This window comes from Kribbella koreensis (genome assembly GCF_039525325.1).
GTDB lineage: Bacteria > Actinomycetota > Actinomycetes > Propionibacteriales > Kribbellaceae > Kribbella > Kribbella koreensis.
Map to the genome: position 1 here is coordinate 75,108 of NZ_BAAAHK010000013.1, position 25,113 is coordinate 100,220.

Consider the following 25,113-nt stretch of genomic DNA (forward strand, 5'->3'; position numbering starts at 1 on the left):
CATGCAGGAAGCCAATCGTGACAACGCCGCTGGCCTGGTCGGAGCCGACCTGGTCGGTACCGCAGAGGTCGGTGTCGGCCCGTGGCAGGGCGATCTGCCGGACGATCCCCGGTACGACCCGGAGCTGCTCGCGGCCGGCGATCGCCGCAACGTGGTGGACAAGTACCGGTACTGGCGGCTGGAGGCGATCGTCGAGGACCTCGACACCCAGCGGAACCCGTTCCACGTCGCGATCGAGAACTGGCAGCACGATCTGAACATCGGCTCGGTCGTCCGGACTGCGAACGCGTTCCTGGCGCACGAGGTGCATATCGTCGGCAACCGCAAATGGAACCGCCGCGGCGCGATGGTGACGGACCGCTACCAACATGTCCGCCACCACCCCCAGCTCGCCGACCTGGCCGCGTACGCCGAGCAGCACCAGCTGGCCGTCATCGGCATCGACAACCTCCCCGGCTCCGTCCCCCTGGAGACCTACGACCTCCCCACCGACTGCATCCTGCTCTTCGGCCAAGAGGGACCGGGCCTCACCGACGAGGCCCACAAAATCTGCACCGCCGTCCTCTCGATCGCCCAGTTCGGCTCCACCCGCTCCATCAACGCCAGCGCCGCAGCAGCCATCGCCATGCACGCCTGGATCCGCCGCCACACCTTCGGTCAGAAGATCCAGCCCTAGCTCGGCACCGAAGGCTCGGTGACCAGCCGCGGCCGGAAGAGCTTCTCGCTCTTGTCGATGAAGGCCTGGTCGAGCTTGAGTTGCCAGCGGGGGCTGGTGGCGATCGCTCTCAGTTGCGCGAGGGTGATCGCGGGGTGGGCCGGATCGGTGTTGACCGCGATCAGGTTGAGGTTGAGACCGTCCGCCCGGGCCAGGTTGGCCTGAAGTTGCTGGTCGTCGCCGGCGTTGTCGGTCGCGGCGATCTCCGTGTTCAGCAGCCGGAGCTTCGAGCGATCGGCCAGGGTGGTCACCTTGCAGTAGGTGTCGCTGGTGAAGCACTGCAGGGGGACATCGTCCTTGACGATCTCGAGCCGCAGCGTCGCGCTGCCGTAGTCGGCGGTCGTGTAGACCCCGCGCACCGTGCCCATCCCGTCGAAGCCGCCGCGGAGGTTGGTTGCTGGGTGATCCTTGGGCAGCAGTTCGAGCAGGATCCCGAGCGCTGCCTGTGGAGTGAGTGCCCCCTTCCTGGACTGAACGGCGTCGGTGCTCTGAGTTGCGGCGGGGCCGATGGTGGCGGGGCCGCCGAGCGTGCTGGCATAGGCGAAGGCGCCGCCCAGTACTGCGACGGTCGCGGCGCCCGCGAAGATGCGGGTCAGTCGCCGGCGACGTACCAGCTTGTTGCCATAGGCAACTCCTCCGGTGAGTAGCAGGTCCAGGTCGGCGGGAGTGTCGTCGACGCCGGCGTGGAGGCGGTCGCGGAGTTCGGTTTCGAAGCTCATCTGGGGTCCTTCTGGTTCCGGGCTCATCGCCCGCTCAACTCGCTGAGGTCGGTGCCGAGGCGCTCGCGCAGCTTGAGCAGCGCGCGCTGGCTGCGGGTCCGGACGGTGCCGGAGCTGACGCCGAGGATGGTGGCGGTGTCCTCGACACTGTGGTCCTCCCAGTAGCGCAGTACGACGATCGCCCGGTCGCGCCCGGACAACTCGGCCAGCGCGTCGAAGAGGGTCAGCCGCAAGGCGGTGTCCTCGCCGTACCGTCCGCTGTCCGGTACTTCGGAAGTCGGGCGCTCCAGCCGGGTCCGGCGCTGGGAGTCGACATAGGTGCGGACCATGACGGTCCGGCTGTACGCCACCGGGTTGTCGGCCCGGCTGACCTTGGACCAGGACGCGTAGAGCTTGCCGAGGGTCGTCTGGGTCAGGTCCTCGGCCGCGTGCCGGTCGCCGGCCAGCAGGTACGCCATCCGGAACAACTGCGTGCCGCGGGCGGCGGCGAATTCGCTGAACTCCTCGAGATCGGCACTCACGATCACCCTTCCGTCGGTAACAGCCTGTCGAAGGAGTAAGAGCGGCCGCGGCCGGGTCTTGTTGCGGTTGAGCGCGAGAAAGTTGCCGGAAAAGTTGTTTGCGCAGGGGCCGTAACCCCGGGGTGGCGACCCGCGTTGGAGGTGTTGTCAGTCTCAACTCGGGCGGGGACGACGCTGCTTCAGCATGCGTTGGTTCGGGGTCAGGTGCGACCGTGGGGGAAGTATGAGTTCGAATTTGCATGTCCGTCGGGCCGTCGAGATCGGCGACATCGCGCAGGTGGAGATCGCCAGGCCGGCGAATCTCGCCCAGCTGGAAGAGATCTGGGGCGCGCTGGTGCACGAAGTCGCCACCGTGCAAGCGATCTCCACCGCCGCGGTGGAGGCGCGCAGTGATGAGTCACGGGTGGCTTTGCTCAAGCTGCTCGAGGCGGAGACCGCCGAAGTCGTTGCCCTGGTCGAGGAAGTCGGCCGCGAATTCCCGACGCCCGTGAGCCACGCCAGCTGAGGGGCGCTCTACTGTGTGTTCCTCCAGGGGTTTCGGGAGGAGTCGTCGATGGTGCCGTGGGCCGATCACGCGATCTGGTGGCACGTCTACCCATTGGGGTTCGTCGGTGCTGAGCCGGCGGCGTTGCCGACCGGCTTCCGGACGGCACGGCTCGGGCGGCTGGAGAACTGGCTCGATTATGTGATCGAGCTGGGCTGCTCCGGCCTGCTGCTGGGGCCGGTCTTCGAGTCGGAGACGCACGGCTACGACACGATCGACCACTTCCGGATCGACCCGCGGCTGGGCGACTACGACGATTTCGACTCGCTGGTTGCCGCGGCCAAGCAACGCGGGCTGCGGATCCTGCTCGACGGGGTCTTCAACCATGTTGCCCGCAGCTTCGTGGCGCCGCCGGAGTGGTTCAGGCAGTTGCCGGACGGGTCGATCGCCAACTTCGAGGGCCACCAGCACTTGGTGGTGCTCAACCACGAGGAGCCGGCCGTTCGCGAGCACGTCATCGAGGTGATGTGCCACTGGCTCGAGCGCGGCATCGACGGGTGGCGGCTGGACGCGGCGTACGCAGTACCGGCCGAGTTCTGGCGTGCGGTGTTGTCGGAGGTGCGTGAACGGTTCCCGGAGGCGTGGTTCGTAGGTGAGCTGATCCATGGTGACTACGCGGGCTATGCGGCGACGAGCACGCTGGACTCCATCACGCAGTACGAGCTGTGGAAGGCGATCTGGAGTTCGCTGAACGACCGGAACTTCTTCGAGTTGGCGTATGCGCTGGAGCGGCACCAGCAACTCGTCGACCCGCTGGTGCCGCAGACCTTCGTCGGCAACCACGACGTGACGCGCATCGCGAGCAAGCTGGACGATCCACGGCACCTGGGTCACGCGCTGGCGGTGCTGTTCTCGGTGGCCGGCATCCCCAGCATCTACGCGGGTGACGAGCAGGCCATGCAGGGCATCAAGGAGGACAGAGTCGGTGGCGACGATGCTGTCCGCCCTGAGTTCCCGGACAAGCCCAGCGAGTTGGCCAACCCCCATTGGGAGACGTATCGGTTGCATCAGCGGCTGATCGGCGTACGGCGTCGCAATGCGTGGCTGACACGGTCGCGGACCAAGGTTGCCCACCTGACCAACCAGGCCCTCGCACTGCGCTCCGGTGACGCGCGTGGCCAGCTACTGCTGCTCCTCAACGTAGGAGACGAGGCCTACCGCTTCCCAGTGGAAGTGGCAGGCCTCGTCATCGCAGCGCAGTCGGATCCTGGTCACCTACCGGAGGACCCATTGCTGGTACCAGCGCACGGCTGGCTAGTGCTGGCTACCGGTTGAGCAGAGCCCGCAACGCATCGCCCAGCGCAGCAGTGGGGTCGGCAGGCAGGTCATGCGACCGGTAGGCGATATGAGCGTCCGGCCGAACCAGTAGGCACCCGTTGTCGGTGATCTCGCGCAGTCGCGCCCAGTCGCCGTACAGGTCGTCCAACTCGCGGCCAGGGCCGATCACGAACGCCTCCACCTCGACACCGGTCTCCTCGGCGATCGCCCGGGCCGCCTTGACCCAGGCCTCGCCGCCGATGCCAGTGAGCAGGGTGAAGCGGCCCTTGCCGACCATATCCAGCGTGGAGACGGTCTCGGTGCCCCTGGTCAACCAGCAGTGCGGGATCCGCGCACCCGGCCAGGTAGTCGGGTGGTAGTAGAGCTCCGGATCCCTCGTGTACTCCGGCTCGTCGGTACCGTCCGAGATGACCGCACCCGACTTGTACCGCTGCCCGAGCTCCACCCCATGGGCGTTGAACTCGTAGTCCTTGAGCTCGATCGCCTTGCGCAACTCCTCGCGCTGCGCGGCGCCCTCAGGGCTGTCGTCCTTGCGCGAGTCGATCGTCCGGCCCGCCGGAGCGTCCGGAGTCATCCCGAGCGCATGGAAGATCTGCCCGAACTGCGTGCGGCTCTTGTTCGCGCGATCCACGATCTGCTTGGCGATCGGGGTGCGCTCCTCGTCATAGGTGTCGAGCAGCTTCGGCGACGCCTGGCCCTTGAGGACGAGCGCTAGCTTCCAGGCCAGGTTGTACGCGTCCTGGATCGACGTGTTCGACCCGAGCCCGTTCGACGGCGGGTGCCGATGGATCGCATCGCCCATGCAGAACACCCGGCCGACCGACGCCTTCTCGGCGTACATGTGGTTGACGCTCCACACCGAGGTGCCCTTCAGCTTCACGTCGATCGTGTCGTCACCCACCAGGTTGTGCACGATCTCGGTCGCCATCGCCTCGTCGACCACCGGCGCGGGCTGGTTGATGTCGTAGCCCCAGACGATCAGCCACTCGTTCCACGGCCGGACCATCCGGACCAGCCCGGCGCCGATGCCACCGATCTGGGCGCCTGGCTGAAGGACCCAGTAGAGAACGCTCGGCCGGTGCGCGACGTACTTCGACAGGTCGGCCTCGAAGACGATGTTCATCGAGCCTTCGATGTCCATCGCGCCGGCCATCGGCAGCCCGATGTCCTGGGCGACCTTGCTCCGGCCGCCGTCCGCGCCGATCAGGTACTTCGCCCGGATCTGGTACGTCTCGCCCGACAGCCGGTCGCGGACAGTCGCGGTCACCCCGTCGTCGTCCTGCTCCAGCGACACGTACTCCGTGTCGAACCGCAAACGCGCGCCGCGGCTGGCCGCAGTACTGACCAGGATCGGCTCGAACAGCGTCTGGGGCAGGTCGCAGGGCAGCGTCGGGCTGGCCTCGGTGTAGTCGGCCAGGCGCTGCGGGTGCGTTCCCCAGGTGCGGATCCGGCCGATCTCCTCACCGGCGAGGCTGGTGCTGAAGGCGGTCTGGCCCATCAGCGCGTGCTCGGTGCCCTTGCCGATAATCTGGTCCTCGATGCCCATGTCGCGCATCAGCTCGATCGTGCGCTGGTTGGTGATGTGGGCCCGCGGAGTGTTGGCGGTCCAGCCGTAGCGAGTCAGTACTACGTTGTCGATCCCGTAGCTGGACAGGAAGAGCGAGGCGGCTCCTCCGGCCGGCCCGGTGCCGACGATCAGCACATCGGTTTCCATCACAATGCTCGGGTCTCCTCGTCGGTGGCGAGCACCAGGTCGTACTGGACGGTCGAGTAGGGCTGGTCGAGTACGCGGCCGTCAGGCGCCGTACCGGCCGGGTGCTCGGTGAACTCGGCGATCAGCGAGTCCTTCACGCCGAAGACGGCGTCGTCGTGCAGGTGCTCGTCGCCGGCCGCGAAGACGTGCGTGATGAGCCGGGAGAAACCGGGCGCGGTGACCATGAAGTGGATGTGGGCCGGGCGCATCGGGCCGCGGCCGGCAGCCCGCAGCAGCTCGCCGACCGGTCCGTCGTCCGGGATCGGGTACGCGACCGGGCGAACGGCCCAGAACGAATAGTTGCCATCGGCATCGGTCGTCAGATGGCCGCGGTTCTGCGGTCCGTCGAGGTTCTTCTGGACGTCGTAGAAGCCGTCCTCGTCGGCTTGCCAGGTCTCCACCAGTGCCCCGGCGATCGGCTTGCCCTGCAGGTCGAGGACCCGCCCCGACACCAGGCAGGGCTGGCCGGGCGCGCCGTTGGACAGGTCGTCACCGAGCTTGATCTCGGGCGAACCCTCGACGAAGAACGGCCCGAACACGGTCGACTGGGTCGCCCCGGCCGGCTTCTTGTTGCCCAGGCCGACGGTCAGCATGGACAACCCGAGTACGTCGGACAGCAACACGAACTCCTGCCGCGTGCCGGTGGACGTGTGCCCTGTCCGGGTCAGGAAGTCGATCCCGGTGAACCACTCCTCCTCCGTCAGCTCGACCTCACGGGCGAACTCGTGCAGATGCCGGACCAGCGCGCTCAGTACCGTCTTGGTGCGCTCGTCTTTGCTCCCGTCGAAACTCGCGACGACCGCGTCGGTGAGCTCGTCCCCAGCCAGATCCATGTCGCTCCTCATGCCTCGATGACCATCGCTGTTCCTTGGCCGACACCGATGCACAGGGTCGCCAAGCCGTAACCGCCACCACGGCGGCGCAGCTCGTGCGCCAGCGTGGTCAGAATTCGCGTACCGGAGCTGCCGAGCGGATGCCCGAGCGCGATCGCTCCGCCGTTCACGTTCACCTTCGTACGGTCCAGCTCGGGCCATTCGCCCAAGCAGGCAAGGCTTTGCGCCGCGTACGCCTCGTTGAGTTCGACCAGGGTGAGGTCGTCCCAGCCGATACCGGCCTTGGCGAGCGCCTTGCGGGAGGCCTCGACGGGGGCGATACCGAAGTACTGGGGTTCGACGCCGTGCACGGCCCGGCTGACGATCCGCGCCAGGGGAGTGATGCCGAGGCTCTGGGCGGTTGCCTCGTCGGCGATCAGTACCGCGGACGCGCCGTCGTTGAGGGTGGAGGCGTTGCCCGCGGTGACCGTACCGTCGTCGCGGAAGGCCGGCTTGAGCTTCGCCATGACTTCCGGGGTCCCGCCGTCACGGATGGACTCGTCCCTGGACAGCGGCGTCGTCTTCTTCGGGAGGATCGGTGCGAGGTGCTCCCAGGGGATGATCTCGGCGTCGAACTTGCCCGCTGCCCAGGCCTTGCCGGCCTTCTCGTGGCTCTCCAGGGCGAAGAGGTCCTGCGCCTCGCGGCCGACGTTGTACCGCTCGGCGAGCTGCTCGGTGGCCTCGCCGAGGGAGACGGTCCATTCCTTCGGCATCCGCGGATTGATGAGGCGCCAGCCGAGGGACGTCGACTCGGCCATCACACTGCCGTGCGGGTACGCCTTGTCGGGCTTTGGGAGGACCCAGGGCGCCCGACTCATCGACTCGACTCCACCGGCTACGACGAGAGATGCGTCGCCGGTCTCGATTGCTCTTGCCGCTTGGATCGCGGCCTCCAGTCCGGAGCCGCAGAGTCGGTTGACGGTGGTACCGGGGACGCTGGTCGGATAGCCGGCGAGCAATGCGGCCATCCTGGCGACGTCGCGGTTCTCCTCGCCGGCGCCGTTCGCGTTGCCGAGGAAGACGTCGTCGATCAGCGCCGGGTCGAGGCCGGGATGCCTGACCAGCAACTCGCGGAGGGTGACGGCGGCCAGATCGTCGGGGCGGCCGCCGGCCAGCGCGCCGCCCAGTTTTCCTACCGGGGTACGGACGGCGTCCAGCAGGTATGCGGAGCTCATCGTTCACCTGCCCAAGCTCGATGGAGGATTTCTGTGACGTCGATGGAAGTACTCGCTTGAAACCGCTCGGCCGCTTCCGCCGCCTGCTCTTCGGTGAGGCCGAGCTCCCGCAGGCTCGTCGGGACTCCCGCGGCGCTGAACAGATCGAACAACCCGGTCGCCAGATCCTTTGTCCGCAACGCTTCTTCGAGCCTCGCCTTGGCGCGGGGGACCTCAGGCGCCTTCACCCTGGTCACCTGCGGAAGAACGGCTGCGTGGGTCTCCGCGTGCGGAAGGTCGTACATCCCACCGAGCAGGTGACAAAGCTTGTGATGCAACCCGGTGCCCGCACTGGCCATCGCCGACCCAGCCAGCGAAGCGCCGTACAAAAGGTTGCTCCGGGCATCCAGATCGGCGCTGCTCTCCAGCACCCGCAGGAGTCCTTCGCGCAGTGCCCGCGCCGCCTCGACCGCGATGACGTCGTTGATCGGATCGGCCTTCTCGGTCCAGGTCGCCTCGACACAATGCGCCAATGCGTTAGCCACACTTGCCGCAGTCACCTTCAACGGCAGCTGCCGACTGAGCACCGGGTCATAGACAACCGACTTCGGCAGAACCCGCAGATCGGTGCCGGTCGTCTTGCTACCGCCCTCCGTCTCCCCCCAAACCGCCGTCATCTCCGACCCGGAGTAGGTAGTCGGCACAGCAACAATCGCCAGCCCCGCCCCTGCTGTACTCACATCCGCCGTGCTGGCGTTGCTCCCGCCCGCCCCCGCACCTAGGCCGTCGCCTTCGGCGGCGTTGGTGGTGGTGAGAGCGATGGCTTTCGCGAGGCCGATGGCCGAGCCTCCGCCGATCGCGACGATTCCGGTGGCCCCCACCTCCCGCGCCTTGGCGCGGGCCGCATCGGCCATTTCCTTCGGGACGTGTTGGCGGACCTCGTCGATGCGGCCGGCGAACCGGTCGCCAAGGGAGCGCTCGACCAGATCAGCCCAGTCGCGGGCGGACCGTGTGGCGATCAGTAGCACCCGTTCGACGCCGAGCAGGCCGACCTCGTCGGCCACCCGATCGAGCGAGCCGGCGCCGAGGACGACCCGGCTGGGTAGCCCGACGTGGGTGAAGGGCTCAGTCATCGAAGGGCTCCCGGTCGCGGAGTTTGCGGAGGGTGGCCAGCTCGTGGCCGGTCGGTGCCGGGACCGCTTCGATGCTGTCGGCAACCTTCAGTGGCCATCCGGTTGCCGCGATCGCCTGCTCGGCGGTGACGCCGGGGTGCAGGCGGGTCATGGTCAGCTCATTGGTGTCGGGGTCCGGCTGAAGTACTCCGTGGTCCGTGATGACCAGCGTCGGCCCGGCGCCAGGTGCCTGTCGTTCGCGGCCGGTCGGGCCGTAGCCGACCGACGAGATGAAGTCGACCCGCTCGACGAAGGTCCGCGGCGACTGCTTGACGATCACGATCACCCGCCCGGCCGCCGCCGCGATCTCCGGCGCCCCGCCCGCACCGGGCAACCGCACCTTCGGATCCGCGTGCGCACCGATCACCGTCGTGTTGATGTTCCCGAACCGGTCGATCTGCGCCGCCCCGAGGAATCCGACATCGATTCGCCCGGCCCCGACCCAGAAATTGAACATCTCCGGCACCGACACCACGGAGACCGCCGTCGCCGCCAGATCGTCGTCACCGATCGACAGCGGCAGCTTCTTCGGCTTCGCGTCGATCGCACCCGACTCGTAGACGAGCCGGCAGTTCGGCGCATGCGTACGCCGAGCCAGGTTGGCCGCCAGATTGGGCGGCCCGACACCGACCAGGCACACATCCCCGTCGAGCAACTCGCGCGCCGCCGCGACGTTCATCATGTCCGCGCTCGTCCACTCAGACATCGCTGGTCTCCTTGAGGTCGTTCTCGGCAGCCCAGGCGAGGAAGGACTCGCGATCGCGCGATACCGCATCCCACTGCTGGTAGAAGTCGTTGTCCCGCACGGAATACCCAGCGGCGTACGACGGCCAAGCGCCATTTGGTACGACGCTCACCGCCGACAGCACCCAGTTCGGCAGGATCACTGCACCAGTGCGCTCGGGGAACTCGTCCACCACCTCTTCCACGGTGACGATGGCCCGCTTGGCGGCGAGCACTGCCTCCCGCTGCACCCCAGTGATCCCCCAGAGCATCACGTTGCCGTCGCGGTCGGCCAGCTGCGCGTGTATCACCGCGACATCCGGGTTCACCGCCTTCACCGCGGCCAGTTCCTCGCCGGTGAAGGGGCAAGTGACCCGGCTGATGATGTCCCGCTGCTCCTCCAGATCAGTGCCGCGGTAGCCCCGCAGTACTGCGAACGGCAGCCGCGCAGCCCCGGCGGAGTACGCATTGGCCAGTCCTGCATGGCTGTGTTCGTGTACTACGAGCCGGTGCGGCCAGTGGTTCTCCACTGCATCGCGCAGCCGGTGCAGCGACCCCACACCAGGGTTGCCGCCGTACGAGAAGACGATCTCGTCAGCGCAGCCCAGACCGATCAGCTGGTCGTAGATGAGGTCGGGCGTCATCCGGACCAGCGTCAGGTGCCGCCGGCCCTGCCGAGCGATCTCATGGGCCGCAGCGAAGGGGATCAGATGCGTGAATCCCTCCAGCGCGACCGTGTCCCCGTCGTGGACGTGCGCGGCGATCGCCTCGGCGAGGGGCACTGGACTTGTCATCAGCAACTCCGCTGGAGATATTTAGTGCTAAGATTTCGCTCAGCGAAAGATTCTTCTTTCAACGAAAAGGCTAGCTCATGGTTGGTGATGCGTCTACAAGCTCGGGCGGCACGTTCCTCCAAGGGCTGGAGCGTGGGCTGGCCGTGATCCGTGCGTTCGACGCCGAGCAGCCGTCGCTGACGCTGAGCGAGGTGGCCCGCGAGGTCGGCATCACGCCGGCGACCGCGCGACGGATCTTGCTGACGCTCGAAGAGCTCGGGTATGTCCGAAGCGACGGGCGGCGGTTCTCGCTCACGCCGCGCGTGCTGGCTCTCGGCTGGGCCTACCTGTCCTCGCTGGACCTCGGCGACATCGCCGGGCCGTACATGGAGGAGCTGAGCCTCAAGACCCGCGAGTCCTGCTCGATAGCGACGCTTGACCTGCCAGACATCGTGTACGTCGCCCGGGTGCCCACCAGGCGGATCATGACCGTCGCGCTGGGCGTGGGTGCGCGCTTACCGGCGTACGTGACCTCTATGGGTCGGGTGCTGCTGGCTGATGCGTCCGCTGGCGAGGTGTCGGCGTACCTGGCGGCTCTGGAGCCGGAGGCGATGACGGAGCACACCGTGACGTCGGTGGAGGAGCTGGGGGAGCTGATCAAGCAGGCGGGGGTCGATGGCTATGCGCTGGTCGACCAGGAGTTGGAGCTGGGGCTGCGGTCGATCGCAGTACCGATCAGGGATTCGCGTGGCCGAGCCGTTGCCGCCCTCAACGTCTCGGCGCACGCATCCCGCTCTACCCGTGCGTCGTTGCAATGCGAAGTACTGGAGCCGCTACTGGAGTGCGCCGACCAGATCGGCACCGCACTGCGCCGGCGCGGACGGATCTAGAACTCTCTAGCTGCTAGCCGAGGCCGATCTGGGCGAAGAAGGTCTGGTTGTCCCAGAACAGGTACTCCTCGTCCATGGTGTTGCGCTTGTTCCAGATGCCGACGGTGGCCATCGGGAGGTTGTAGCTCTTGCCGGTGGGCTGGATGAAGCCGCCCTTGCCGTCCGGCATCGGCTTGGTGAAGGTGCCCTTCATGTAACCGGTGACCGCGGTGAGCTGGCCGTTGGCGAGCCGGAACGGGTGCTCCTGGATCCGGGTGTCCGGGGCCCAGACGAACAGCGCGGCCAGGTCGGCGATGTGCTTGTCGATGCCGTCGGTGAAGTGCCCGTCGGGCCAGTGCACGCGGATGTTGCGGGCGTGGCTCTCGTGCAGCCGGTCCCACTTCTGGCCGGTGAAGATCTCGAAGTCCAGCTCGTCGAAGATCTTCAGGTGCTTGCGCTCGGCGGCCGTGAGGTGGGCCGGGAAGCCGTCGCTGTGGCCGGTCTGGCCCTCGGTGGCGCCGTAGGCCAGCTCGCTGCCACTGCTCACCGCGGCCAGCGCCAGCGCGCCGAATCCTGCCGCGCTGCTGTTCCGGATCAGAGAACGTCGGTCGATCATCTGGGTCGCATCCTTCGGTGGAGGTCTGTAGTCACTTCTAGATACCGCTCTCCAGAAGGTACTACAACCTTCAAGTAACTGGTACCCCGCGGAGGTACGCTGGTGACATGGCTGACGAGGTGGAGTACGACGTCTTCGGCGCCGCCTGCCCGTCCCGGCCGGTGCTCGAGGACGTGACCGGCCGCTGGGGATCGCTCGCGCTCGGCGCGCTGGCCGACGGCCCGATGCGCTTCAACGAGCTGCGCCGCCGGGTCGAGGGAGTCAGCCAGAAGATGCTGGCCCAGTCCCTGCAAGCGCTCGAACGCGACGGCCTGGTGATCCGGGAGGTCCAGTCGACCTTCCCGCTGAAGGTCGAGTACAGCCTCACGCCGACCGGCGAAGTACTGGCCGCCAAACTCCTCGACCTGATCGGCTACCTGACCAGCAGCATGCCCGGCATCCTCGACGCCCAGCACCACTACGACCAGTCCCGCGCCGAGGCCTGAACTCGTCCGAGCCCACATCTGATGGGCTCGAACAGTTTCCGGTGGCCGTGAACAACAAACGGTGGCCGTGAACAAGTCAGGACTTGTTCACGGCCACCGTTTGTTGTTCAAGCCCACCAGATGTGGGCTCGCCACCTGTCGGTGGGGTGGTGTCAGTCGGTTTGGGTGACCTTGCGGAGGCCGCGGGGGGCGTCGGGGTCGAGGCCGAGCTTGCGGGCCAGGGCCTCGATCGCGCGCTGGGCCGGGATGATGAGGGCCAGCGGGGCGAGCGTCTCGGGCAGGTCCGGGCCGGCCAGGTTGACGTCGCAGAGGGAGGCGAAGCGGGCGTCGCCGCCGATGCCGAGGATCTTGCTGCCCTTCTCGCGGACGATCGCGGCCAGCTCGGTCATGCCCGGCAGGGCGGGGCCTTCGCCGGCCGCCACCAGGATGGTGACCAGGTCGGAGTCGACGACGGCGATCGGGCCGTGCTTCAGGTCGGCGTACGAGAGGCCGCGGACCGGCTGCAGGCAGGTCTCCTCGAGTTTGAGGGCGACCTCGAGCGTCGTACCGAAGGTCAGGCCGCGGCCGCTGGACAGTACGTCGTGGGCGCCGGCGAGCAGGTCGGCGGCGGCGTCGACCGAGCCTTCGAGCATCTTGGCGGCCGCGTCGGGGACGCGGGCGATGTCGGCGTCCAGGGTGCCCGGCTTCTGCGCGAGCGCGTCGACCGCGACGGTGATCGCGGCCAGCTGGGTCGTGTAGGTCTTGGTCGCCGGGACGGCCAGCTCCTTGCCGGCCTGGGTGATGAGGGCGACGTCGGCCACCGAGACCAGCGGGCTGTCGCCGTCGTTGGTGATGCCGACGATGGCGGCGCCGTTGCGCTTGGCCCACTCGGCCGTGTCGACGATCTCCTGGGTCGCGCCGGACTGGCTGACCGCGACGACGAGCGAGTTCGACAGATCGAGGTTGGCGCCGTACAGGGTGGCCACCGACGGCGCGGCCAGCGATGCCTGCCGGCCGGCGTGGATCTCGGTCAGGTAGCGGCCGTACACGCCGGCGTTGTCCGACGAGCCCCGGGCCACGAAGATCACGTGCCGGCGGCCCGCGGCCAGCCGGGTGATCTCGTGCCGCAGCGGCAGCACGTGCTCGAACGTCGCGGCCAGCGCCGCTGGCTGCTCGGCGATCTCGCGTGCCATCTGGGTGGCAGGGACGGGGACGGGCGTTGACACCACGACGATCACTGGTCCTATCTGGTCTTAACAGGTATGCTGCGCACGATAGCAGTGAGCGGTGAATCGGGGCACCCCCCGAGTTCCGCCGAGGTCTGGAGGATCGAGTTTCGATGGTGGCGACCAAACGGGCCCAGGTCCGATCGGTACTGGAACGGCTGATCGACGTCGAGCTGCACCCGGGCGACCCGATCCCTTCCGAGCGGGCGCTGGTGGACAAGCTGAACGTCTCCCGGGTGACCGTCCGGCAGGCGATCAGCGACCTGGTCGAGTCGGGCGCGCTGGAGCGCGTGCACGGCAAAGGGACCTTCGTCACCGGCCCGCAGGTCGACTCCCAGTTGCACCTGACCTCGTTCTCCCGGGAGATGCGCGCCCGTGGTCTGGAGCCCGGCACGGTCGTCTTGTCGGCGACCGAGATCGAGGCCTCCGACGAGACCGCGAAGGGGCTGCGGGTCGCCAAGGGCACCAAGGTGATCCGGGTCGAGCGGCTGCGCACGGCCGACGCGTCGCCGATGGCCTACGAGGTCGGCTACTACCCGTCCGCGCTCTTCCCCGGCCTGCTCGGCCGCGAGCTCGGCACCCTGTACGACGTCTTCGCGAGCGAGTACGACGTCGTCGTCACCTCGGGTGAGCAGACCGTCCGGGCGGACAACGCCGACGGCCATGTCGCCCGGGTGCTCGGTGTGGCCAGGCGGGCACCCCTGCTGGTCCTCGAGCGCACGACCTTCGCCGGCCGCAAGGTGGTCGAGCTGTCCTGGTCGGCGTACCGGGCCGATCGTTACCGGCTGCACATGGCCCTCACACCGCGCGGTCCGCGGTCGGGGTCCGCGTAACAAACTGGATCGGTCCTGTTCATCAACTGGTCTGTTCCCCTGCTGTTCGCTCCCCGGTCACCTGGCCGGCTCAGCAGGCGGGCCGCCTCGTCCGACGAAGTGTGCTGCGGCGATACTGGAGCTCAACCCACATGGAACTTTGCTGTGAGGAGTACCGCGAGACATGCCTATTGCCACCCCTGAGGTCTACGCCGAGATGCTGGACAAGGCCAAGCAGAACGCCTTCGCCTACCCGGCCATCAACGTCAGCTCCTCGCAGACGCTGACCGCCGCGATCCGTGGTTTCGCCGAGGCGGGCTCGGACGGCATCGTCCAGGTCTCCACCGGCGGCGCCGAGTACCTGTCCGGCTCGACCATCAAGAACATGGTCACCGGGTCGGTCGCGCTGGCGGCGTACGCGCACGAGGTCGCGAAGAACTACAACGTGAACATCGCGCTGCACACCGACCACTGCCCCAAGGACAAGCTGGACGGCTTCGTCCGGCCGCTGCTGGAGATCTCCGCCGAGCGGGTCGCCCGCGGCGAGAACCCGCTGTTCCAGTCGCACATGTGGGACGGCTCGGCCGTGCCGCTGGACGAGAACCTGGAGATCGCCAAGGAGCTGCTGGCCAAGGCCGCGGCGGCGAAGATCGTGCTGGAGATCGAGGTGGGGGTCGTCGGCGGTGAGGAGGACGGCGTCGCCAACGAGATCAACGACAAGCTGTACACCACGGTCGAGGACGGCCTGGCCACGGTCGAGGCGCTCGGCACCGGCGAGCACGGTCGCTACCTGACCGCGCTGACCTTCGGCAACGTGCACGGCGTCTACAAGCCCGGCTCGGTCAAGCTGCGCCCGGAGATCCTGAAGGACATCCAGGACGCGGTCGGCGCCAAGGTCGGCAAGGACCGCCCGTTCGACCTGGTCTTCCACGGCGGCTCGGGCTCGACGCTCGAGGAGATCCGCGCGGCGGTCGACCACGGCGTCATCAAGATGAACGTCGACACCGACACGCAGTACGCGTTCACCCGCCCGGTCGCCGGTCACATGTTCGCCAACTACGACGGCGTGCTGAAGATCGACGGCGAGGTCGGCAACAAGAAGGCCTACGACCCCCGCGCCTGGGGCAAGGCAGCCGAAGCCGGCATGGCCGCCCGAGTCGTCGAGGCCTGCGAGAACCTCCGCTCGACGGGCACCTCGCTGCTCGCGTAGTACCTGCTTTTACTGGAAGGGCTCGCCGTCAGGCGGGCCCTTCCTGCTGTTTGCGGGCTGCCTGGATTAGGGCTTGGGCGGCCCAGACCATGGTGTCTAGAGCTTCGCCGGGTTCCAGGCCGACGGCGTCTCGGGTGGCGATGACGGCTTCTACGCCCCAGACCAGCATCACCGCGTTGACCAGGCGGGCGAAGTCTTTCTTCGGTAGCTCGCCGGCCAGTGGGCGCAGCGCCAGTTCGACGCCGTCGCGGCGGGCGGTGGACCGTACCGGCACCATCTCGCCGCCGGCCTCCCACTGGGCGAACCACCGCTCCTGGGTCATCTGGAACACGCTCCGCCAGACCGGCTCGTCCGCGAACTGGAGTCCCGTGATCGTCCGGATCAGCAACTCGACCCGGACCAGCGGATCGTCGCCGGCGTCGGCCAGTACCTCCTCGAAGGTCGGGAAGTCGCGCGTCGCGAAGGTCGAGCCGTCGTCGCGCAACGACTTCGGATTCGGGAAGTACCGGTACGCCGTGGCGACCGAGATCCCCGCCTTCTCGGCCACCTGCTGAACGGTCGGCGACTCGCCGCCGTCGCGAACCATCGTCAGGTACGCGTCGATGAGCGCCTGCCGGGTGCGCTGCTTCTGCTGCTCACGGGCCGTCATCGAACCCCCTTGACGTGAGAATGGTTTCTCATGATGATAAATCTATCGCATAACGACGAACCCTGGGGGATCGCAATGACACCAGCTGAGATGGACGCTGTTCTCGACCGGCACTTCGCCGGGGAGGCTGCCCACGATCTGGCGGCCACACTCGCCACTCTGGCCGAGGATGTCGAGCACGACGTCGTCGGGCTCGGCGTGCGCAAGGGGCATGCCGAGGTGGCGCCGGTCTACCAGGCGCTGTTCGACGGCGCGACGGACGAGATCTACGAACCGATCCGGCGGATGTACGGCGACGACTTCATGGTCGACGAGGTGATGATGACGCAGACCGTCGTCGGCGACCTGTACGGCGTACCGGGCAACGGGACCGTGGTCACCGCCCGGCTGCTGCACGTCCTCGAGTTCCGCGACGGCCTGATCAGCCGCGAGAACGTCTGGATGGACACCGGCGCCATCATCGCCCAACTCACCGCAGCCCAAGCCGCCGCCGACTCCGCCGGTGCCGACGTCTCCGGCTCCGCCGCCGGGGCCGGGGTCTGATGAGTTCTTATCGGGTGACCTTCTCGACCCGGCCGTCGCCGAACCGCTCCGGCGGCAGCCGCACGGCCGGGGCGTACCGGGTCCTCCGCAACCCACCCACCGACAAACCGCACCCGGCCAAACCCTCGTCCCGCTAGCGGACAGCCGTCTGAACATCGGGAACTCTGATCACCTCCATCAGAAAAGATCGCTATTCATGGACCCCTGCGCTTTCTACGGTGGGGGACATGACTTCGCTCAAATCTGCCGTCTGGATCCCGTTGTTCGACGAGCTGGCCGATCCGCGGGTGGTCGCGTCGCTGGCCGCGGCCGCTGAGGAGGCGGGGTGGGACGCGTTGTTCGTCTGGGACCACGTGCGCTGGCGCTCCCCGGTACGCGCGGTCGCCGACCCCTGGGTCGCTCTCACCGCCGCAGCGATGGTCACCGAGCGACTCCGGCTGGGCCCGATGGTCACACCGCTGGCCCGCCGTCGCCCGGCGGTCCTCGCCCGCCAGACCGCGTCCCTCGACGTACTGAGCAACGGGCGCCTGACCCTCGGCGTCGGCATCGGCGCCGACCGCTTCGGTGAGGAGTTCAGCCGCTTCGGCGACGAGCCCGACGACCGGACCCGGGCCGCCATGACAGACGAGTCACTGGACATCCTCCGCGGCGCCTGGACGGGCGAACCGGTCCATCACCAAGGCACCCACTACACCGTCAACGACGTTGAGTTCCTGCCCAAGCCGGCCCAGCCCGACGGCATCCCCATCTGGATCGCAGGCTTCCCCGGCAACACCCGCCCCCGCCGCCGAGCCGCCCGCTACAACGGCTTCTTCCCGGTGAACCTCACCTCCCCCGACGAACTAGCCGAAGCAGTAGCCGCAGTACAAACCTTCCGCACCGAAGCACTCCAATCCGACCCGCCCGCGCCACCATCCGACTCGACTACGGCCGGTTCGGTTGCGCCGTACGACGTGGCGGTTGCGCTGGAGCCCGATGTCGACCCCGCCCCCTACGTAGCCGCCGGCGCGACCTGGTCCCTCACCGAGTTCGACCCACACTCCGTCACGCAGGCAGAAGTCAAGGCAGTGATTGCCGACGGCCCCTTCAGATAGCGGGAGGCTGTCAGCTGGGTTGGTCTGGGGTGGCGGTGGAGAGGTAGAGGCGGGAGCGGCGGAAGGCTGAGCGGGGGTGGCGTTGCCGGGTGGGGTCGAAGAGGTGGACGCCGGTCTGGCGGGCGGCTCGGGCGAAAGTCGATCGGAGTTGGTCGACGACTGTGGTCGGGGTGTCGAGGTCGTGCCAGGAGATGAAGCAGTACTCGAGCGGGTCGGGTGGGTGGGGGTCCGCTGACGGGGTGGCGCCGAAGGCGCGATCGGCGGCGTCCGTCGCGTAGTCGTCGAATTCCTCACTCCAGAAGGGGAAACGGGGCTCGAACTCGACGACGGTCCGTTGGTCCGGGAACCAGAGCGCGCAGGCGAGATCGACCAGTTGGTCGTCAGGCATCGGCGGCGGCGATGAGGACGGCGAAGGCAGCCCTGCCTCGTTCAGGATCAGTCGAAGCCGAGACTCCGCCACCGAAGCCGACTCGGTACTGGCCAACTCGAGTACTCGTTGCACGCGAGCAAGTTCTTCTGGGCCGGCGAGCTGGGTGGCGGCTCGTTTGAGGGTGGGGTGGGTGGCTAGGCCGGCGTAGAGGGTGGCTTCGGTTAGGGCTACTGAAGGGGCTAGCGGGGCGGTTGCGGCCACTTCGGCCACGCAGCGGGCTGGGGTGGTCAGACGGAGTTTGTTCCAGGTGGTGATGCCGGGGCCGATGGGGTCCCGGACGTGGAGGTGGGTGCCATCGGGGCTGGGGTGGGCGGTGCGGGTGGTGAGGTGGAGGTGGGTGAGGTCCAGGCCCCAGAGGGGGAGGGCGTGGAGGGCTGCGGCTGACTGGTGGCTGGCGATCAGGCCGGGGTCGCCGCGACGTAGTACCTGGAAGAGGCGGCGGACGTGGAGCATGGCGTCGTCGACCAGGGTGAGGGTTTGGTGCGGGGCATAGGTGCCCGGCCTGATCCGGCGCCAGCCGCCGGTGTCCAGCAGGGAGTCGATGTCAGGGTCGGGGTAGCCGCACGCGCGCGCATCGGCTCGCGTGAAGACCCCGCCGCGGATGTGCGTCATCACGCTGAGTTGTGGGTTCACACCTAAGAAGGTGCACCGGACACCGCCCCGGATCGGCGCTCAGTTCAAAGCTGTGGACAGCCGACCGCGAAGAGGGCATAAAAATAGCCCGTCATGTCTGTATGACGAGCTCGGCGCGGGTTGGTACCCAGGGTTGCCAAAGGAGCGGCATGTTGGCCTCGGACGGCGTCCGGTTGCCTTTGCGCTCGTTGCACGAGGCATGGGCGGCGACCGCGTTCAGCCACTCCGTCCGGCCGCCTCTGGATCTCGGTTGGACGTGATCCATCGTGTCGGCGTTGGCCAGCCCGCAGTACGCGCAATGGAACTTGTCCCGGCGCAGTACGCCGTGCTTGCTGTACTTCATCCGGCCGGCGGCGTACCGCCAGTGCGTCACCACATAACGGACCAAGCGGAGCACTCTGGGCACCGGGAAGGGACCGATGGTCCGTTCACCATGCGCCTCTTCGACCACTGCGACCTCGCGGACCAGCATCCGGATGGCGTGCTGGATCGACACGGTGTGCAGCGGCTCGTATGACGCGTTCAGGACGATCACGCTCATCCGGTGCCTCCTTCCGGCCGTAGCTGGGAACCACGGCGGTCTCGACGCAAGGTCTCAAGCATCCGTGGCCATCAGGTGAACGGTCAACGGATTTCGACAGACGGTCACGTGCCGGGATGGCGGCGTGATCGGCGAAGATGTGCTTTATGGAATTGAACAATCTGCTGTCAGGCCCACCCGAGACATTACTCCCCGTCGACCCCGCCGCTGCGGAACTCGCCGCCGGGACCCCCGCAGTCGACCTCGCTGCCAAGTACCCGACCTCTTCGCTGGCCTGGTCGGTGCTCGCCGAGGAGGCCCTGGAGGCAGGGCGCACGATCGAGGCGTACGCCTATGCCCGGACCGGTTACCACCGTGGTCTGGACTCGCTCCGCCGCAACGGCTGGAAGGGGCACGGGCCGGTCCCGTGGGAGCACGAGCCGAACCGGGGCTTCCTGCGTTGCCTGGCCGTCCTCGGCAAGGCAGCGGCGATCATCGACGAGAAGGACGAGGCCGAGCGCTGCACGACCTTCCTCCGCGACTCGTCGCCGACCGCTGCCGACGTACTTGCTTAAGTAGGTTGTGGGGGTGACCAGCCCCTACGCACAGCAGGGATTCCGCGTCGGCTTCGACTGGGGACCGGCCGGCGCGGCCGCTGTTCCCGGCAGCATTGTGGCGGTGGTGGATGTCTTGTCCTTCACCACTGCCGTCACGGTGGCTGTCGACCTCGGAATCGACGTGTACCCGTACCGCTGGCGCGACGAGACAGCAGTCGCGTACGCCGAACAGCTCGACGCCGTACTGGCCGTAGGCCGGTCGCAAGAGGGCATCACCCTCTCCCCGGCCTCCATCCGGCAGGCCCAGGGTGTGCGAAGACTGGTGCTCCCATCGCCCAACGGCTCCACCATCTCCCAGCAACTCAGCGACAGTGGCTCGACCGTCGTGGCCGTATCTCTGCGCAACACCTCCGCCGCCGCGGACTGGGTTGCTGCCCAGTTGACCGCTGACCCGTCGCTGACCGTGGTCGCGATCGCAGCGGGTGAGAGGTGGACCGACGGCTCGCTGCGCCCGGCAGTGGAGGACCTCTGGGGTGCCGGCGCGTTCGTGGCCGGCCTGGCTGACCGTGGAGTCGGCCCGCTGTCGCCGGAGGCTCGGGCGGCCGCAGCGGCGTACCGGGAGGTGGCGGGGGAGCTCCCCGAAGTACTGCATGAGTGTGCTGGCGGGCGGGAGCTTGCGGCGTACGGCTTCGCTGGGGACGTGGTGGTTGCGGCAGAGGTGGACATAAGCGGGCTCGTGCCGGTGTTGCAAGGTAGTAGACTCAGCGAGTCATCAAAACACCCGAGGTTCTGCCCGGTGACATAGCCGGCAGGCGGCGTGCGTCCCCGCTTCCTGCCGAACTTGGACGGTTGTAGGCGGCAACGACGGACCGGCGTAGTAGGACGCCCACGGTCAGGTCACCGCCCCGCCGGGCAGCGGAAGGTACTACCGTGCCGGCACTCACCGGACGGATCCGCACGCCCCAGCACGTGCAGCAGACTGAGAGCGGCTACCGAGTCGCCCTGCGCACCCCGGGAGCGTTGAAGTTCTACCTGGCCGCCGCACCAGCCCGGATCGGCATCGCCATGACCGGCCTGGGCATCGTCTGGCTGGTCCACGGCTCCACTGGCTCGTACGCCCTAGCAGGCGCTGTAACCGGCGGCTTCGCAGTCGCCGAAGCAGTAGGCGGCCCACAAGTAGCCCGCCTAATCGACCGCCACGGCCAACCCCGCATGCTCCCCATCACCCTGCTACTCCATGCGACCGCCATCGCCCTGCTGATCACCCTGACGCTCGCGGCGGCACCCCTGTGGATGCTGGTGCTGGCGGGCGTGCTGGCAGGCGGCTCGCTGCCACAGATAGGCGCACAAACAGCAGCCCGCTGGTCGCACGTCCTGCGGGGAACCCCAGTACTCTCGTCCGCCTTCGCGCTGGAGTCCCTCGGCACTAGCCTCGCGTTCCTGATCGGGCCAGCCCTCATCGGAACCATTAGCGCTCTGGTCTCCCCGGTAGTCGGCTCCGTGCTGGCGACAAGTCTGTTGCTCGCAGGCGGCTTCTCACTGGCGGCACAACGCGGTACTGCGCCTCCGCCAGCCGCACGGGTACGCCAACAGGGCTCAGATCGCCTGCTGCACAAGCGATTCCTCGCCCTGGTCGGCGCCACGATCGGCATCGGCCTGTTCTTCGGCAGCATGCAGGTCTCAGTCACAGCGTTCGCAGTGAACCGTGACTCAGCTGAGCTGGCCGGGCCGCTGTACAGCATTACCAGCCTGATCAGTCTGGTCGCAGGAGTTGCCTACGGAGCAAGGCGTTGGCGCACTCCGGCCCACAGACAGTACGTCGTTGCCTTTGCCATCCTCTTCGTCACCAGCCTGCCCTTGGTCTTGGTGGACAGCCCGCTGGCTCTCGGCCTCGCACTGGCGCTGCCTGGCTTGGCGTTGGCGCCGATCCAGGTGCTGGCGTCAGTACTGGTCGAGTCCGAGGTTGAACCCGCAGTACTGACCCAAGCCTTTACCTGGTTGAACTCTGGCAGTGCAGCCGGCATTGCGATGGGTGCTGCGGTCGCCGGTCGGGCAGTGGACACGCATGGATCGCAGCTGGGGTTCGCCCTGGCCATCGCCGCGACGCTGGTCGCCACCGGCATGGCTGTCGTGGTGCGTCAGCGGTAGGTGATTTGGGATTCGGCGGCGGCTCGGGTGGCGTACTCGGCTGGGGTCAGGCCTATTTGTTCTTTGAATTCGTGGGAGAAGTGGGCCTGGTCGAAGTAGCCGAGGGCGGTGGAGAGGGTGGCCAGGTCGGTGAGTTCGCCGCGGGCCAGCAGGTCGGCGCCGTCGTGGAGGCGGTAGCGGCGGAGGACCCACTTGGGTCCTACGCCGACGTACCGGCGGAAGAGGCGTTGGAGTTTGCGGATGGGGAGGTCGAAGCGCTCGGTGACCTGGTCGACGCGGGTCAGCTCGCGATCCTCGCTCATCGCCGCGATCACCGCCCGGACCAGCTCGTACTGCGCGTCCGCCGCCACCAGGTGATCGGACAGGTACGCCTCGAAGACGGCTCGGCGGCGGACGTCGTCGGACTCGGCGAAGACCAGGTCGGCCAACCGGTCGGCGTCGTCGAACACGTCGCGCAAGGGCAGCACCTGGTCGCGGAACGAGCCGACGTCGAGCCCGGTCATCGCGCCGAACCCGCCGGCCCAGAACTTCACCCCGAAGACCCGGCCCCGGCCGACCAGCTCCCGCTCGAACTTGCGGGTGCAGACCCCGTTCACGAACGCGCCGCCCGGCTCCTCGAACGTCACGTTGACGCACGGATACGGCAGCACCTCGGCCACATACGGCTCCTGGAGGTCCCACTCGACGATCCAGTACCACTCCACGAACCGGTCGATGCCGGGGCTCGGGAGGAGCCGGCTCAGGCTCCGGTGCCGGGCCTGCTCGCGGGGATGCAGGATGCCGCGCTCGCTGTCGTACGGCTGCCTGGGCACTCCCCGAACCTACGACAACCCACCGACAGAAACCGGGCTGTCGCGTTCTTACAAGACCGGCCACACCTCGCTCGCGAAGACTGACGGCATGACGACGAACAAGGTGAACCCGATCCCGGCCGGCTACCACTCGCTCACCCCCTACCTGGCCGTTTCCGACGGCCCGAAGGCGATCGAGTTCTACACCGGCGTGTTCGGGGCAGAGGTGGTCAGCCGGCAGGACCTGCCCGACGGGCGGCTCGGCCAGGCGGAGCTGCGGTTCGGCGACTCGATGCTGCAGCTGAGCAACGAGATGCCGCAGATCGGGCTGCAGGCTCCCACCGGCGAGTGGGTGCACTCGTCGCTGGTGCACTACGTACCGGACGTGGACGCGACCTTCGCGAAGGCGATCGAGGCCGGCGCCCGGCAGGTCGAGGCGGTCCAGACGTTCATGACCGGCGACCGCTTCGGCACGATCATCGATCCGTTCGGCCACCGCTGGGCGATCATGACCAAGGTCGAGGACGTCTCCCCGGAGGAAGCCGACCGCCGGATCAAGGAGTGGCTGGCGTCCAACCCGGAGGGGCTCGATGCAACATGATCGACGCCCGCGGCAACGAGCTTGAGAGTTTGTGAATCGCCCGGAATCCCTTGCAGGCATGAAGAAAGCGGCCCGCCGGAACCGTCCCCTGCGGCAGTTTCGGCGGGCCGCTGACTAAGAGTGTGCACGTGATCACGGAAAATGGCAACCCGTCGTGGTGAATTGCGCGCTCGGTGTCACGTGTTGCCCACGCCGACGAGCAACTACGTGGTAATGCGCAGTTCCGGTAGGGTTGGGTCGCAAGAGCCTGGACGCGTCACCGAAGCGAAGCTTTGGTGAACGATGCCCGGGCTTCACCGTTTCTAGCGGCCGGCCACCGAACGGCGACGATGCCGTCCGGGCCGACGCGTGAAGAGGAGGGCTGAGATGCCCGCAATCGTGCTCGTCGGCGCCCAGTGGGGCGATGAGGGCAAAGGCAAGGCGACCGATCTGCTCGGCAACACCGGAGCGACGATCGACTACGTGGTCAAGTTCAACGGCGGCAACAACGCCGGCCACACGGTCGTGATCGGGGACGAGAAGTACGCCCTGCACCTGCTCCCGAGCGGAATCCTGACCCCGGGCGTGACCCCGGTGATCGGCAACGGGGTGGTGGTCGACCTCAGCGTGCTGTTCGAGGAGCTCGACGCGCTGCAGGTCCGCGGGGTGGACACGTCCCGGCTGCTGATCAGCGCGAACGCGCACCTGATCCCGCCGTACAACCGGACCCTGGACAAGGTCGCCGAGCGGTTCCTCGGCAGCCGGAAGATCGGCACCACCGGGCGCGGCATCGGCCCGACGTACGCCGACAAGATGAACCGGATCGGGATCCGGGTCCAGGACCTGTACGACGAGAAGATCCTCGAGCAGAAGGTCACCGGCGCGCTGGAGCAGAAGAACCAGTTGCTGGTGAAGGTCTACAACCGGCGAGCGGTCGAGATCGCCGAGGTGATGGACGAACTGCTCGGGTACGCCGACCGACTGCGCCCGATGGTCGCGGACACCCCGCTGCTGCTCGGCCGCGCCCTCGACGAGGGCAAGACGGTCCTGATGGAGGCCGGCCAGGCGACGCTGCTGGACGTCGACCACGGCACTTACCCCTTCGTCACGTCCTCCAACGCGATCTCGGCGGGCGCCTGCACGGGCTCGGGCATCCCGCCGACCCGGATCGATCGCGTGATGGCGGTCGTGAAGGCGTACACGACGCGTGTCGGCGAGGGGCCGTTCCCGACGGAGCTGCTGGATGCCGATGGCGAGTGGTTGCGGCAGCAGGGGTTCGAGTTCGGTACGACGACCGGGCGGCCGCGGCGCTGTGGCTGGTACGACGCGGTGATCGCCCGGTACGCGGCGCGCATCAACGGGGTCACCGATTTCGTGCTCACCAAGCTGGACACGTTGACCGGGCGGGAGAAGATCCCGGTCTGCGTCGCGTACGAGGTGAACGGCGTCCGGTACGACGAGATGCCGATGACGCAGACCGACTTCCACCACGCGAAGCCGGTCTACGAGCAGTACGACGGCTGGAGCGAGGACATTACCGGCTGCCGGACCTTCGAGGACCTGCCGAAGAACGCGCAGACCTACGTGAAGGCGGTCGAGGCGCTCAGCGGCGCCCCGATCTCCGCGGTCGGCGTCGGCCCGGAGCGCTCCCAGATGGTCATCCTGGACAACCGCTTCTGATCCCAGGACCCCAGCTGGTCGGCTTGCCGCCGATCGGCTGGGGTTCGTCCTGTACGCCGTACTGCCT

General features: G+C 67.8%; 29 protein-coding genes. 15 read left to right on the forward strand and 14 right to left on the reverse strand.

Translation table 11 applies throughout. From position 1 onward, the window contains the following. Position 1 precedes the first annotated feature (1 nt). On the forward strand, positions 2 to 676 hold the full coding sequence (locus ABD116_RS24435) for a TrmH family RNA methyltransferase (protein WP_343974596.1): 675 nt from the start codon (positions 2 to 4) through the stop codon (positions 674 to 676). On the opposite strand, the gene ABD116_RS24440 is transcribed toward ABD116_RS24435, so the two are convergent. Further along, a complete protein-coding gene (locus ABD116_RS24440; protein ID WP_343974598.1) occupies positions 673 to 1,434 on the reverse strand; it encodes a hypothetical protein in 762 nt (253 codons plus the stop codon). The two genes, ABD116_RS24435 and ABD116_RS24440, sit on opposite strands and share 4 nt — an antisense overlap. 23 nt (positions 1,435 to 1,457) lie before the next feature. Further along, positions 1,458 to 1,955: a SigE family RNA polymerase sigma factor gene (locus ABD116_RS24445; RefSeq protein WP_343974600.1), complete on the reverse strand. Its 498-nt coding sequence runs from the start codon at positions 1,953 to 1,955 to the stop codon at positions 1,458 to 1,460. A gap of 223 nt (positions 1,956 to 2,178) precedes the next feature. Between ABD116_RS24445 and ABD116_RS24450 the strand changes: the two genes are divergently transcribed. Beyond that, positions 2,179 to 2,460, forward strand: coding sequence for a hypothetical protein (locus ABD116_RS24450; protein ID WP_343974603.1), 282 nt, complete (start codon positions 2,179 to 2,181; stop codon positions 2,458 to 2,460). A 48-nt stretch (positions 2,461 to 2,508) separates the two neighbouring features. Continuing rightward, on the forward strand, positions 2,509 to 3,774 hold the full coding sequence (locus ABD116_RS24455) for an alpha-amylase family glycosyl hydrolase (RefSeq protein ID WP_343974606.1): 1,266 nt from the start codon (positions 2,509 to 2,511) through the stop codon (positions 3,772 to 3,774). Here ABD116_RS24455 and ABD116_RS24460 read toward each other — a convergent pair. Genes ABD116_RS24460 through ABD116_RS24485 form a run of 6 tightly spaced genes read right to left on the reverse strand, consistent with a single transcriptional unit; the run spans position 3,764 to position 10,245 of the window. Further along, a complete protein-coding gene (locus ABD116_RS24460; protein WP_343974609.1) occupies positions 3,764 to 5,491 on the reverse strand; it encodes an FAD-dependent oxidoreductase in 1,728 nt (575 codons plus the stop codon). The genes ABD116_RS24455 and ABD116_RS24460 overlap by 11 nt on opposite strands. Continuing rightward, positions 5,491 to 6,363 carry an intradiol ring-cleavage dioxygenase gene (locus ABD116_RS24465; protein ID WP_343974612.1) on the reverse strand — a complete coding sequence of 291 codons (873 nt, stop codon included), beginning with the start codon at positions 6,361 to 6,363 and terminating at the stop codon, positions 5,491 to 5,493. The genes ABD116_RS24460 and ABD116_RS24465 overlap by 1 nt, the downstream gene beginning before the upstream one ends. An 8-nt stretch (positions 6,364 to 6,371) precedes the next feature. Further along, positions 6,372 to 7,577, reverse strand: a complete 1,206-nt coding sequence (locus ABD116_RS24470; protein ID WP_343974615.1) for a thiolase family protein — start codon at positions 7,575 to 7,577, stop codon at positions 6,372 to 6,374. Further along, positions 7,574 to 8,689 carry a maleylacetate reductase gene (locus ABD116_RS24475; protein WP_343974618.1) on the reverse strand — a complete coding sequence of 372 codons (1,116 nt, stop codon included), beginning with the start codon at positions 8,687 to 8,689 and terminating at the stop codon, positions 7,574 to 7,576. The genes ABD116_RS24470 and ABD116_RS24475 overlap by 4 nt, the downstream gene beginning before the upstream one ends. Further along, positions 8,682 to 9,434 carry a CoA-transferase subunit beta gene (locus ABD116_RS24480; RefSeq protein ID WP_343974621.1) on the reverse strand — a complete coding sequence of 251 codons (753 nt, stop codon included), beginning with the start codon at positions 9,432 to 9,434 and terminating at the stop codon, positions 8,682 to 8,684. The genes ABD116_RS24475 and ABD116_RS24480 overlap by 8 nt, the downstream gene beginning before the upstream one ends. Continuing rightward, entirely contained in the window at positions 9,427 to 10,245 is an 819-nt protein-coding gene (locus tag ABD116_RS24485) for a CoA transferase subunit A (protein ID WP_343974624.1), read from the reverse strand. The genes ABD116_RS24480 and ABD116_RS24485 overlap by 8 nt, the downstream gene beginning before the upstream one ends. A 77-nt stretch (positions 10,246 to 10,322) precedes the next feature. Between ABD116_RS24485 and ABD116_RS24490 the strand changes: the two genes are divergently transcribed. After that, on the forward strand, positions 10,323 to 11,114 hold the full coding sequence (locus ABD116_RS24490) for an IclR family transcriptional regulator domain-containing protein (RefSeq protein ID WP_343974627.1): 792 nt from the start codon (positions 10,323 to 10,325) through the stop codon (positions 11,112 to 11,114). A 13-nt stretch (positions 11,115 to 11,127) separates the two neighbouring features. Here ABD116_RS24490 and ABD116_RS24495 read toward each other — a convergent pair whose 3' ends face one another. Beyond that, on the reverse strand, positions 11,128 to 11,709 hold the full coding sequence (locus ABD116_RS24495; RefSeq protein WP_343974630.1) for a hypothetical protein: 582 nt from the start codon (positions 11,707 to 11,709) through the stop codon (positions 11,128 to 11,130). Between the two features lie 107 nt (positions 11,710 to 11,816). Here ABD116_RS24495 and ABD116_RS24500 point away from each other — a divergent pair, with 107 nt between their 5' ends. After that, entirely contained in the window at positions 11,817 to 12,194 is a 378-nt protein-coding gene (locus ABD116_RS24500) for a winged helix-turn-helix transcriptional regulator (RefSeq protein WP_343974632.1), read from the forward strand. Between the two features lie 152 nt (positions 12,195 to 12,346). Here ABD116_RS24500 and ABD116_RS24505 read toward each other — a convergent pair whose 3' ends face one another. Then, positions 12,347 to 13,399: an SIS domain-containing protein gene (locus ABD116_RS24505; protein WP_343974635.1), complete on the reverse strand. Its 1,053-nt coding sequence runs from the start codon at positions 13,397 to 13,399 to the stop codon at positions 12,347 to 12,349. Between the two features lie 113 nt (positions 13,400 to 13,512). On the opposite strand from ABD116_RS24505, the gene ABD116_RS24510 reads away from it, so the two are divergent. After that, positions 13,513 to 14,232: a GntR family transcriptional regulator gene (locus ABD116_RS24510; RefSeq protein WP_132156117.1), complete on the forward strand. Its 720-nt coding sequence runs from the start codon at positions 13,513 to 13,515 to the stop codon at positions 14,230 to 14,232. 163 nt (positions 14,233 to 14,395) lie between these two features. Continuing rightward, positions 14,396 to 15,421: a class II fructose-bisphosphate aldolase gene (gene fbaA / locus ABD116_RS24515; RefSeq protein WP_343974638.1), complete on the forward strand. Its 1,026-nt coding sequence runs from the start codon at positions 14,396 to 14,398 to the stop codon at positions 15,419 to 15,421. Between the two features lie 28 nt (positions 15,422 to 15,449). Here the strand turns inward: fbaA and ABD116_RS24520 are convergent, their stop codons facing one another. Continuing rightward, positions 15,450 to 16,070: a TetR/AcrR family transcriptional regulator gene (locus ABD116_RS24520; protein ID WP_343974645.1), complete on the reverse strand. Its 621-nt coding sequence runs from the start codon at positions 16,068 to 16,070 to the stop codon at positions 15,450 to 15,452. A gap of 75 nt (positions 16,071 to 16,145) precedes the next feature. On the opposite strand from ABD116_RS24520, the gene ABD116_RS24525 reads away from it, so the two are divergent. From ABD116_RS24525 to ABD116_RS24535, 3 genes are all read left to right on the forward strand, one after another. Beyond that, positions 16,146 to 16,613 carry a nuclear transport factor 2 family protein gene (locus tag ABD116_RS24525; protein WP_343974648.1) on the forward strand — a complete coding sequence of 156 codons (468 nt, stop codon included), beginning with the start codon at positions 16,146 to 16,148 and terminating at the stop codon, positions 16,611 to 16,613. Next, positions 16,613 to 16,750 carry a hypothetical protein gene (locus tag ABD116_RS24530; RefSeq protein WP_343974650.1) on the forward strand — a complete coding sequence of 46 codons (138 nt, stop codon included), beginning with the start codon at positions 16,613 to 16,615 and terminating at the stop codon, positions 16,748 to 16,750. Before ABD116_RS24525 ends, ABD116_RS24530 begins: the two co-directional genes overlap by 1 nt. A gap of 90 nt (positions 16,751 to 16,840) precedes the next feature. Next, a complete protein-coding gene (locus ABD116_RS24535) occupies positions 16,841 to 17,707 on the forward strand; it encodes an LLM class flavin-dependent oxidoreductase (protein ID WP_343974652.1) in 867 nt (288 codons plus the stop codon). A 10-nt stretch (positions 17,708 to 17,717) separates the two neighbouring features. Here ABD116_RS24535 and ABD116_RS24540 read toward each other — a convergent pair whose 3' ends face one another. Together ABD116_RS24540 and ABD116_RS24545 are read right to left on the reverse strand one after the other, a co-directional pair. Further along, positions 17,718 to 18,770: a type IV toxin-antitoxin system AbiEi family antitoxin domain-containing protein gene (locus ABD116_RS24540; protein ID WP_343974655.1), complete on the reverse strand. Its 1,053-nt coding sequence runs from the start codon at positions 18,768 to 18,770 to the stop codon at positions 17,718 to 17,720. 91 nt (positions 18,771 to 18,861) lie between these two features. Then, positions 18,862 to 19,311, reverse strand: coding sequence for an HNH endonuclease (locus ABD116_RS24545; protein ID WP_164601105.1), 450 nt, complete (start codon positions 19,309 to 19,311; stop codon positions 18,862 to 18,864). 146 nt (positions 19,312 to 19,457) lie between these two features. Here ABD116_RS24545 and ABD116_RS24550 point away from each other — a divergent pair, with 146 nt between their 5' ends. From ABD116_RS24550 to ABD116_RS24560, 3 genes are all read left to right on the forward strand, one after another. Continuing rightward, the gene (locus ABD116_RS24550) at positions 19,458 to 19,865 is read left to right on the forward strand and encodes a DUF3151 domain-containing protein (RefSeq protein ID WP_343974658.1); all 408 of its coding nucleotides are present in this window, start codon (positions 19,458 to 19,460) and stop codon (positions 19,863 to 19,865) included. Between the two features lie 13 nt (positions 19,866 to 19,878). Next, positions 19,879 to 20,652 (forward strand): 2-phosphosulfolactate phosphatase, encoded by a 774-nt coding sequence (locus ABD116_RS24555; RefSeq protein WP_343974661.1) that lies wholly within the window; start codon positions 19,879 to 19,881, stop codon positions 20,650 to 20,652. Between the two features lie 125 nt (positions 20,653 to 20,777). After that, on the forward strand, positions 20,778 to 21,995 hold the full coding sequence (locus ABD116_RS24560; RefSeq protein ID WP_343974664.1) for an MFS transporter: 1,218 nt from the start codon (positions 20,778 to 20,780) through the stop codon (positions 21,993 to 21,995). On the opposite strand, the gene ABD116_RS24565 is transcribed toward ABD116_RS24560, so the two are convergent. Beyond that, positions 21,986 to 22,807 (reverse strand): DUF6597 domain-containing transcriptional factor, encoded by an 822-nt coding sequence (locus tag ABD116_RS24565; RefSeq protein WP_343974667.1) that lies wholly within the window; start codon positions 22,805 to 22,807, stop codon positions 21,986 to 21,988. The two genes, ABD116_RS24560 and ABD116_RS24565, sit on opposite strands and share 10 nt — an antisense overlap. An 88-nt stretch (positions 22,808 to 22,895) precedes the next feature. On the opposite strand from ABD116_RS24565, the gene ABD116_RS24570 reads away from it, so the two are divergent. Continuing rightward, positions 22,896 to 23,387, forward strand: a complete 492-nt coding sequence (locus tag ABD116_RS24570) for a VOC family protein (protein WP_343974670.1) — start codon at positions 22,896 to 22,898, stop codon at positions 23,385 to 23,387. A gap of 366 nt (positions 23,388 to 23,753) precedes the next feature. Further along, positions 23,754 to 25,046 carry an adenylosuccinate synthase gene (locus ABD116_RS24575; RefSeq protein ID WP_343974673.1) on the forward strand — a complete coding sequence of 431 codons (1,293 nt, stop codon included), beginning with the start codon at positions 23,754 to 23,756 and terminating at the stop codon, positions 25,044 to 25,046. Positions 25,047 to 25,113 lie beyond the last annotated feature (67 nt).

Bases quoted from the DNA above. Each gene is read 5' to 3' on its own strand.
- ABD116_RS24525 (WP_343974648.1), top strand. From the start codon at position 16,146: ATGACACCAGCTGAGATGGACGCTGTTCTCGACCGGCACTTCGCCGGG.
- ABD116_RS24570 (WP_343974670.1), top strand. From the start codon at position 22,896: ATGACGACGAACAAGGTGAACCCGATCCCGGCCGGCTACCACTCGCTC.
- ABD116_RS24575 (WP_343974673.1), top strand. From the start codon at position 23,754: ATGCCCGCAATCGTGCTCGTCGGCGCCCAGTGGGGCGATGAGGGCAAA.
- ABD116_RS24460 (WP_343974609.1), bottom strand. From the start codon at position 5,491: ATGGAAACCGATGTGCTGATCGTCGGCACCGGGCCGGCCGGAGGAGCC.
- ABD116_RS24465 (WP_343974612.1), bottom strand. From the start codon at position 6,363: ATGGATCTGGCTGGGGACGAGCTCACCGACGCGGTCGTCGCGAGTTTC.
- ABD116_RS24550 (WP_343974658.1), top strand. From the start codon at position 19,458: ATGGAATTGAACAATCTGCTGTCAGGCCCACCCGAGACATTACTCCCC.
- ABD116_RS24510 (WP_132156117.1), top strand. From the start codon at position 13,513: ATGGTGGCGACCAAACGGGCCCAGGTCCGATCGGTACTGGAACGGCTG.
- ABD116_RS24490 (WP_343974627.1), top strand. From the start codon at position 10,323: ATGGTTGGTGATGCGTCTACAAGCTCGGGCGGCACGTTCCTCCAAGGG.
- ABD116_RS24500 (WP_343974632.1), top strand. From the start codon at position 11,817: ATGGCTGACGAGGTGGAGTACGACGTCTTCGGCGCCGCCTGCCCGTCC.
- ABD116_RS24450 (WP_343974603.1), top strand. From the start codon at position 2,179: ATGAGTTCGAATTTGCATGTCCGTCGGGCCGTCGAGATCGGCGACATC.
- fbaA (WP_343974638.1), top strand. From the start codon at position 14,396: ATGCCTATTGCCACCCCTGAGGTCTACGCCGAGATGCTGGACAAGGCC.
- ABD116_RS24470 (WP_343974615.1), bottom strand. From the start codon at position 7,577: ATGAGCTCCGCATACCTGCTGGACGCCGTCCGTACCCCGGTAGGAAAA.
- ABD116_RS24495 (WP_343974630.1), bottom strand. From the start codon at position 11,709: ATGATCGACCGACGTTCTCTGATCCGGAACAGCAGCGCGGCAGGATTC.
- ABD116_RS24535 (WP_343974652.1), top strand. From the start codon at position 16,841: ATGACTTCGCTCAAATCTGCCGTCTGGATCCCGTTGTTCGACGAGCTG.
- ABD116_RS24530 (WP_343974650.1), top strand. From the start codon at position 16,613: ATGAGTTCTTATCGGGTGACCTTCTCGACCCGGCCGTCGCCGAACCGC.
- ABD116_RS24455 (WP_343974606.1), top strand. From the start codon at position 2,509: ATGGTGCCGTGGGCCGATCACGCGATCTGGTGGCACGTCTACCCATTG.
- ABD116_RS24485 (WP_343974624.1), bottom strand. From the start codon at position 10,245: ATGACAAGTCCAGTGCCCCTCGCCGAGGCGATCGCCGCGCACGTCCAC.
- ABD116_RS24475 (WP_343974618.1), bottom strand. From the start codon at position 8,689: ATGACTGAGCCCTTCACCCACGTCGGGCTACCCAGCCGGGTCGTCCTC.
- ABD116_RS24480 (WP_343974621.1), bottom strand. From the start codon at position 9,434: ATGTCTGAGTGGACGAGCGCGGACATGATGAACGTCGCGGCGGCGCGC.
- ABD116_RS24440 (WP_343974598.1), bottom strand. From the start codon at position 1,434: ATGAGCTTCGAAACCGAACTCCGCGACCGCCTCCACGCCGGCGTCGAC.
- ABD116_RS24520 (WP_343974645.1), bottom strand. From the start codon at position 16,070: ATGACGGCCCGTGAGCAGCAGAAGCAGCGCACCCGGCAGGCGCTCATC.
- ABD116_RS24545 (WP_164601105.1), bottom strand. From the start codon at position 19,311: ATGAGCGTGATCGTCCTGAACGCGTCATACGAGCCGCTGCACACCGTG.
- ABD116_RS24435 (WP_343974596.1), top strand. From the start codon at position 2: ATGCAGGAAGCCAATCGTGACAACGCCGCTGGCCTGGTCGGAGCCGAC.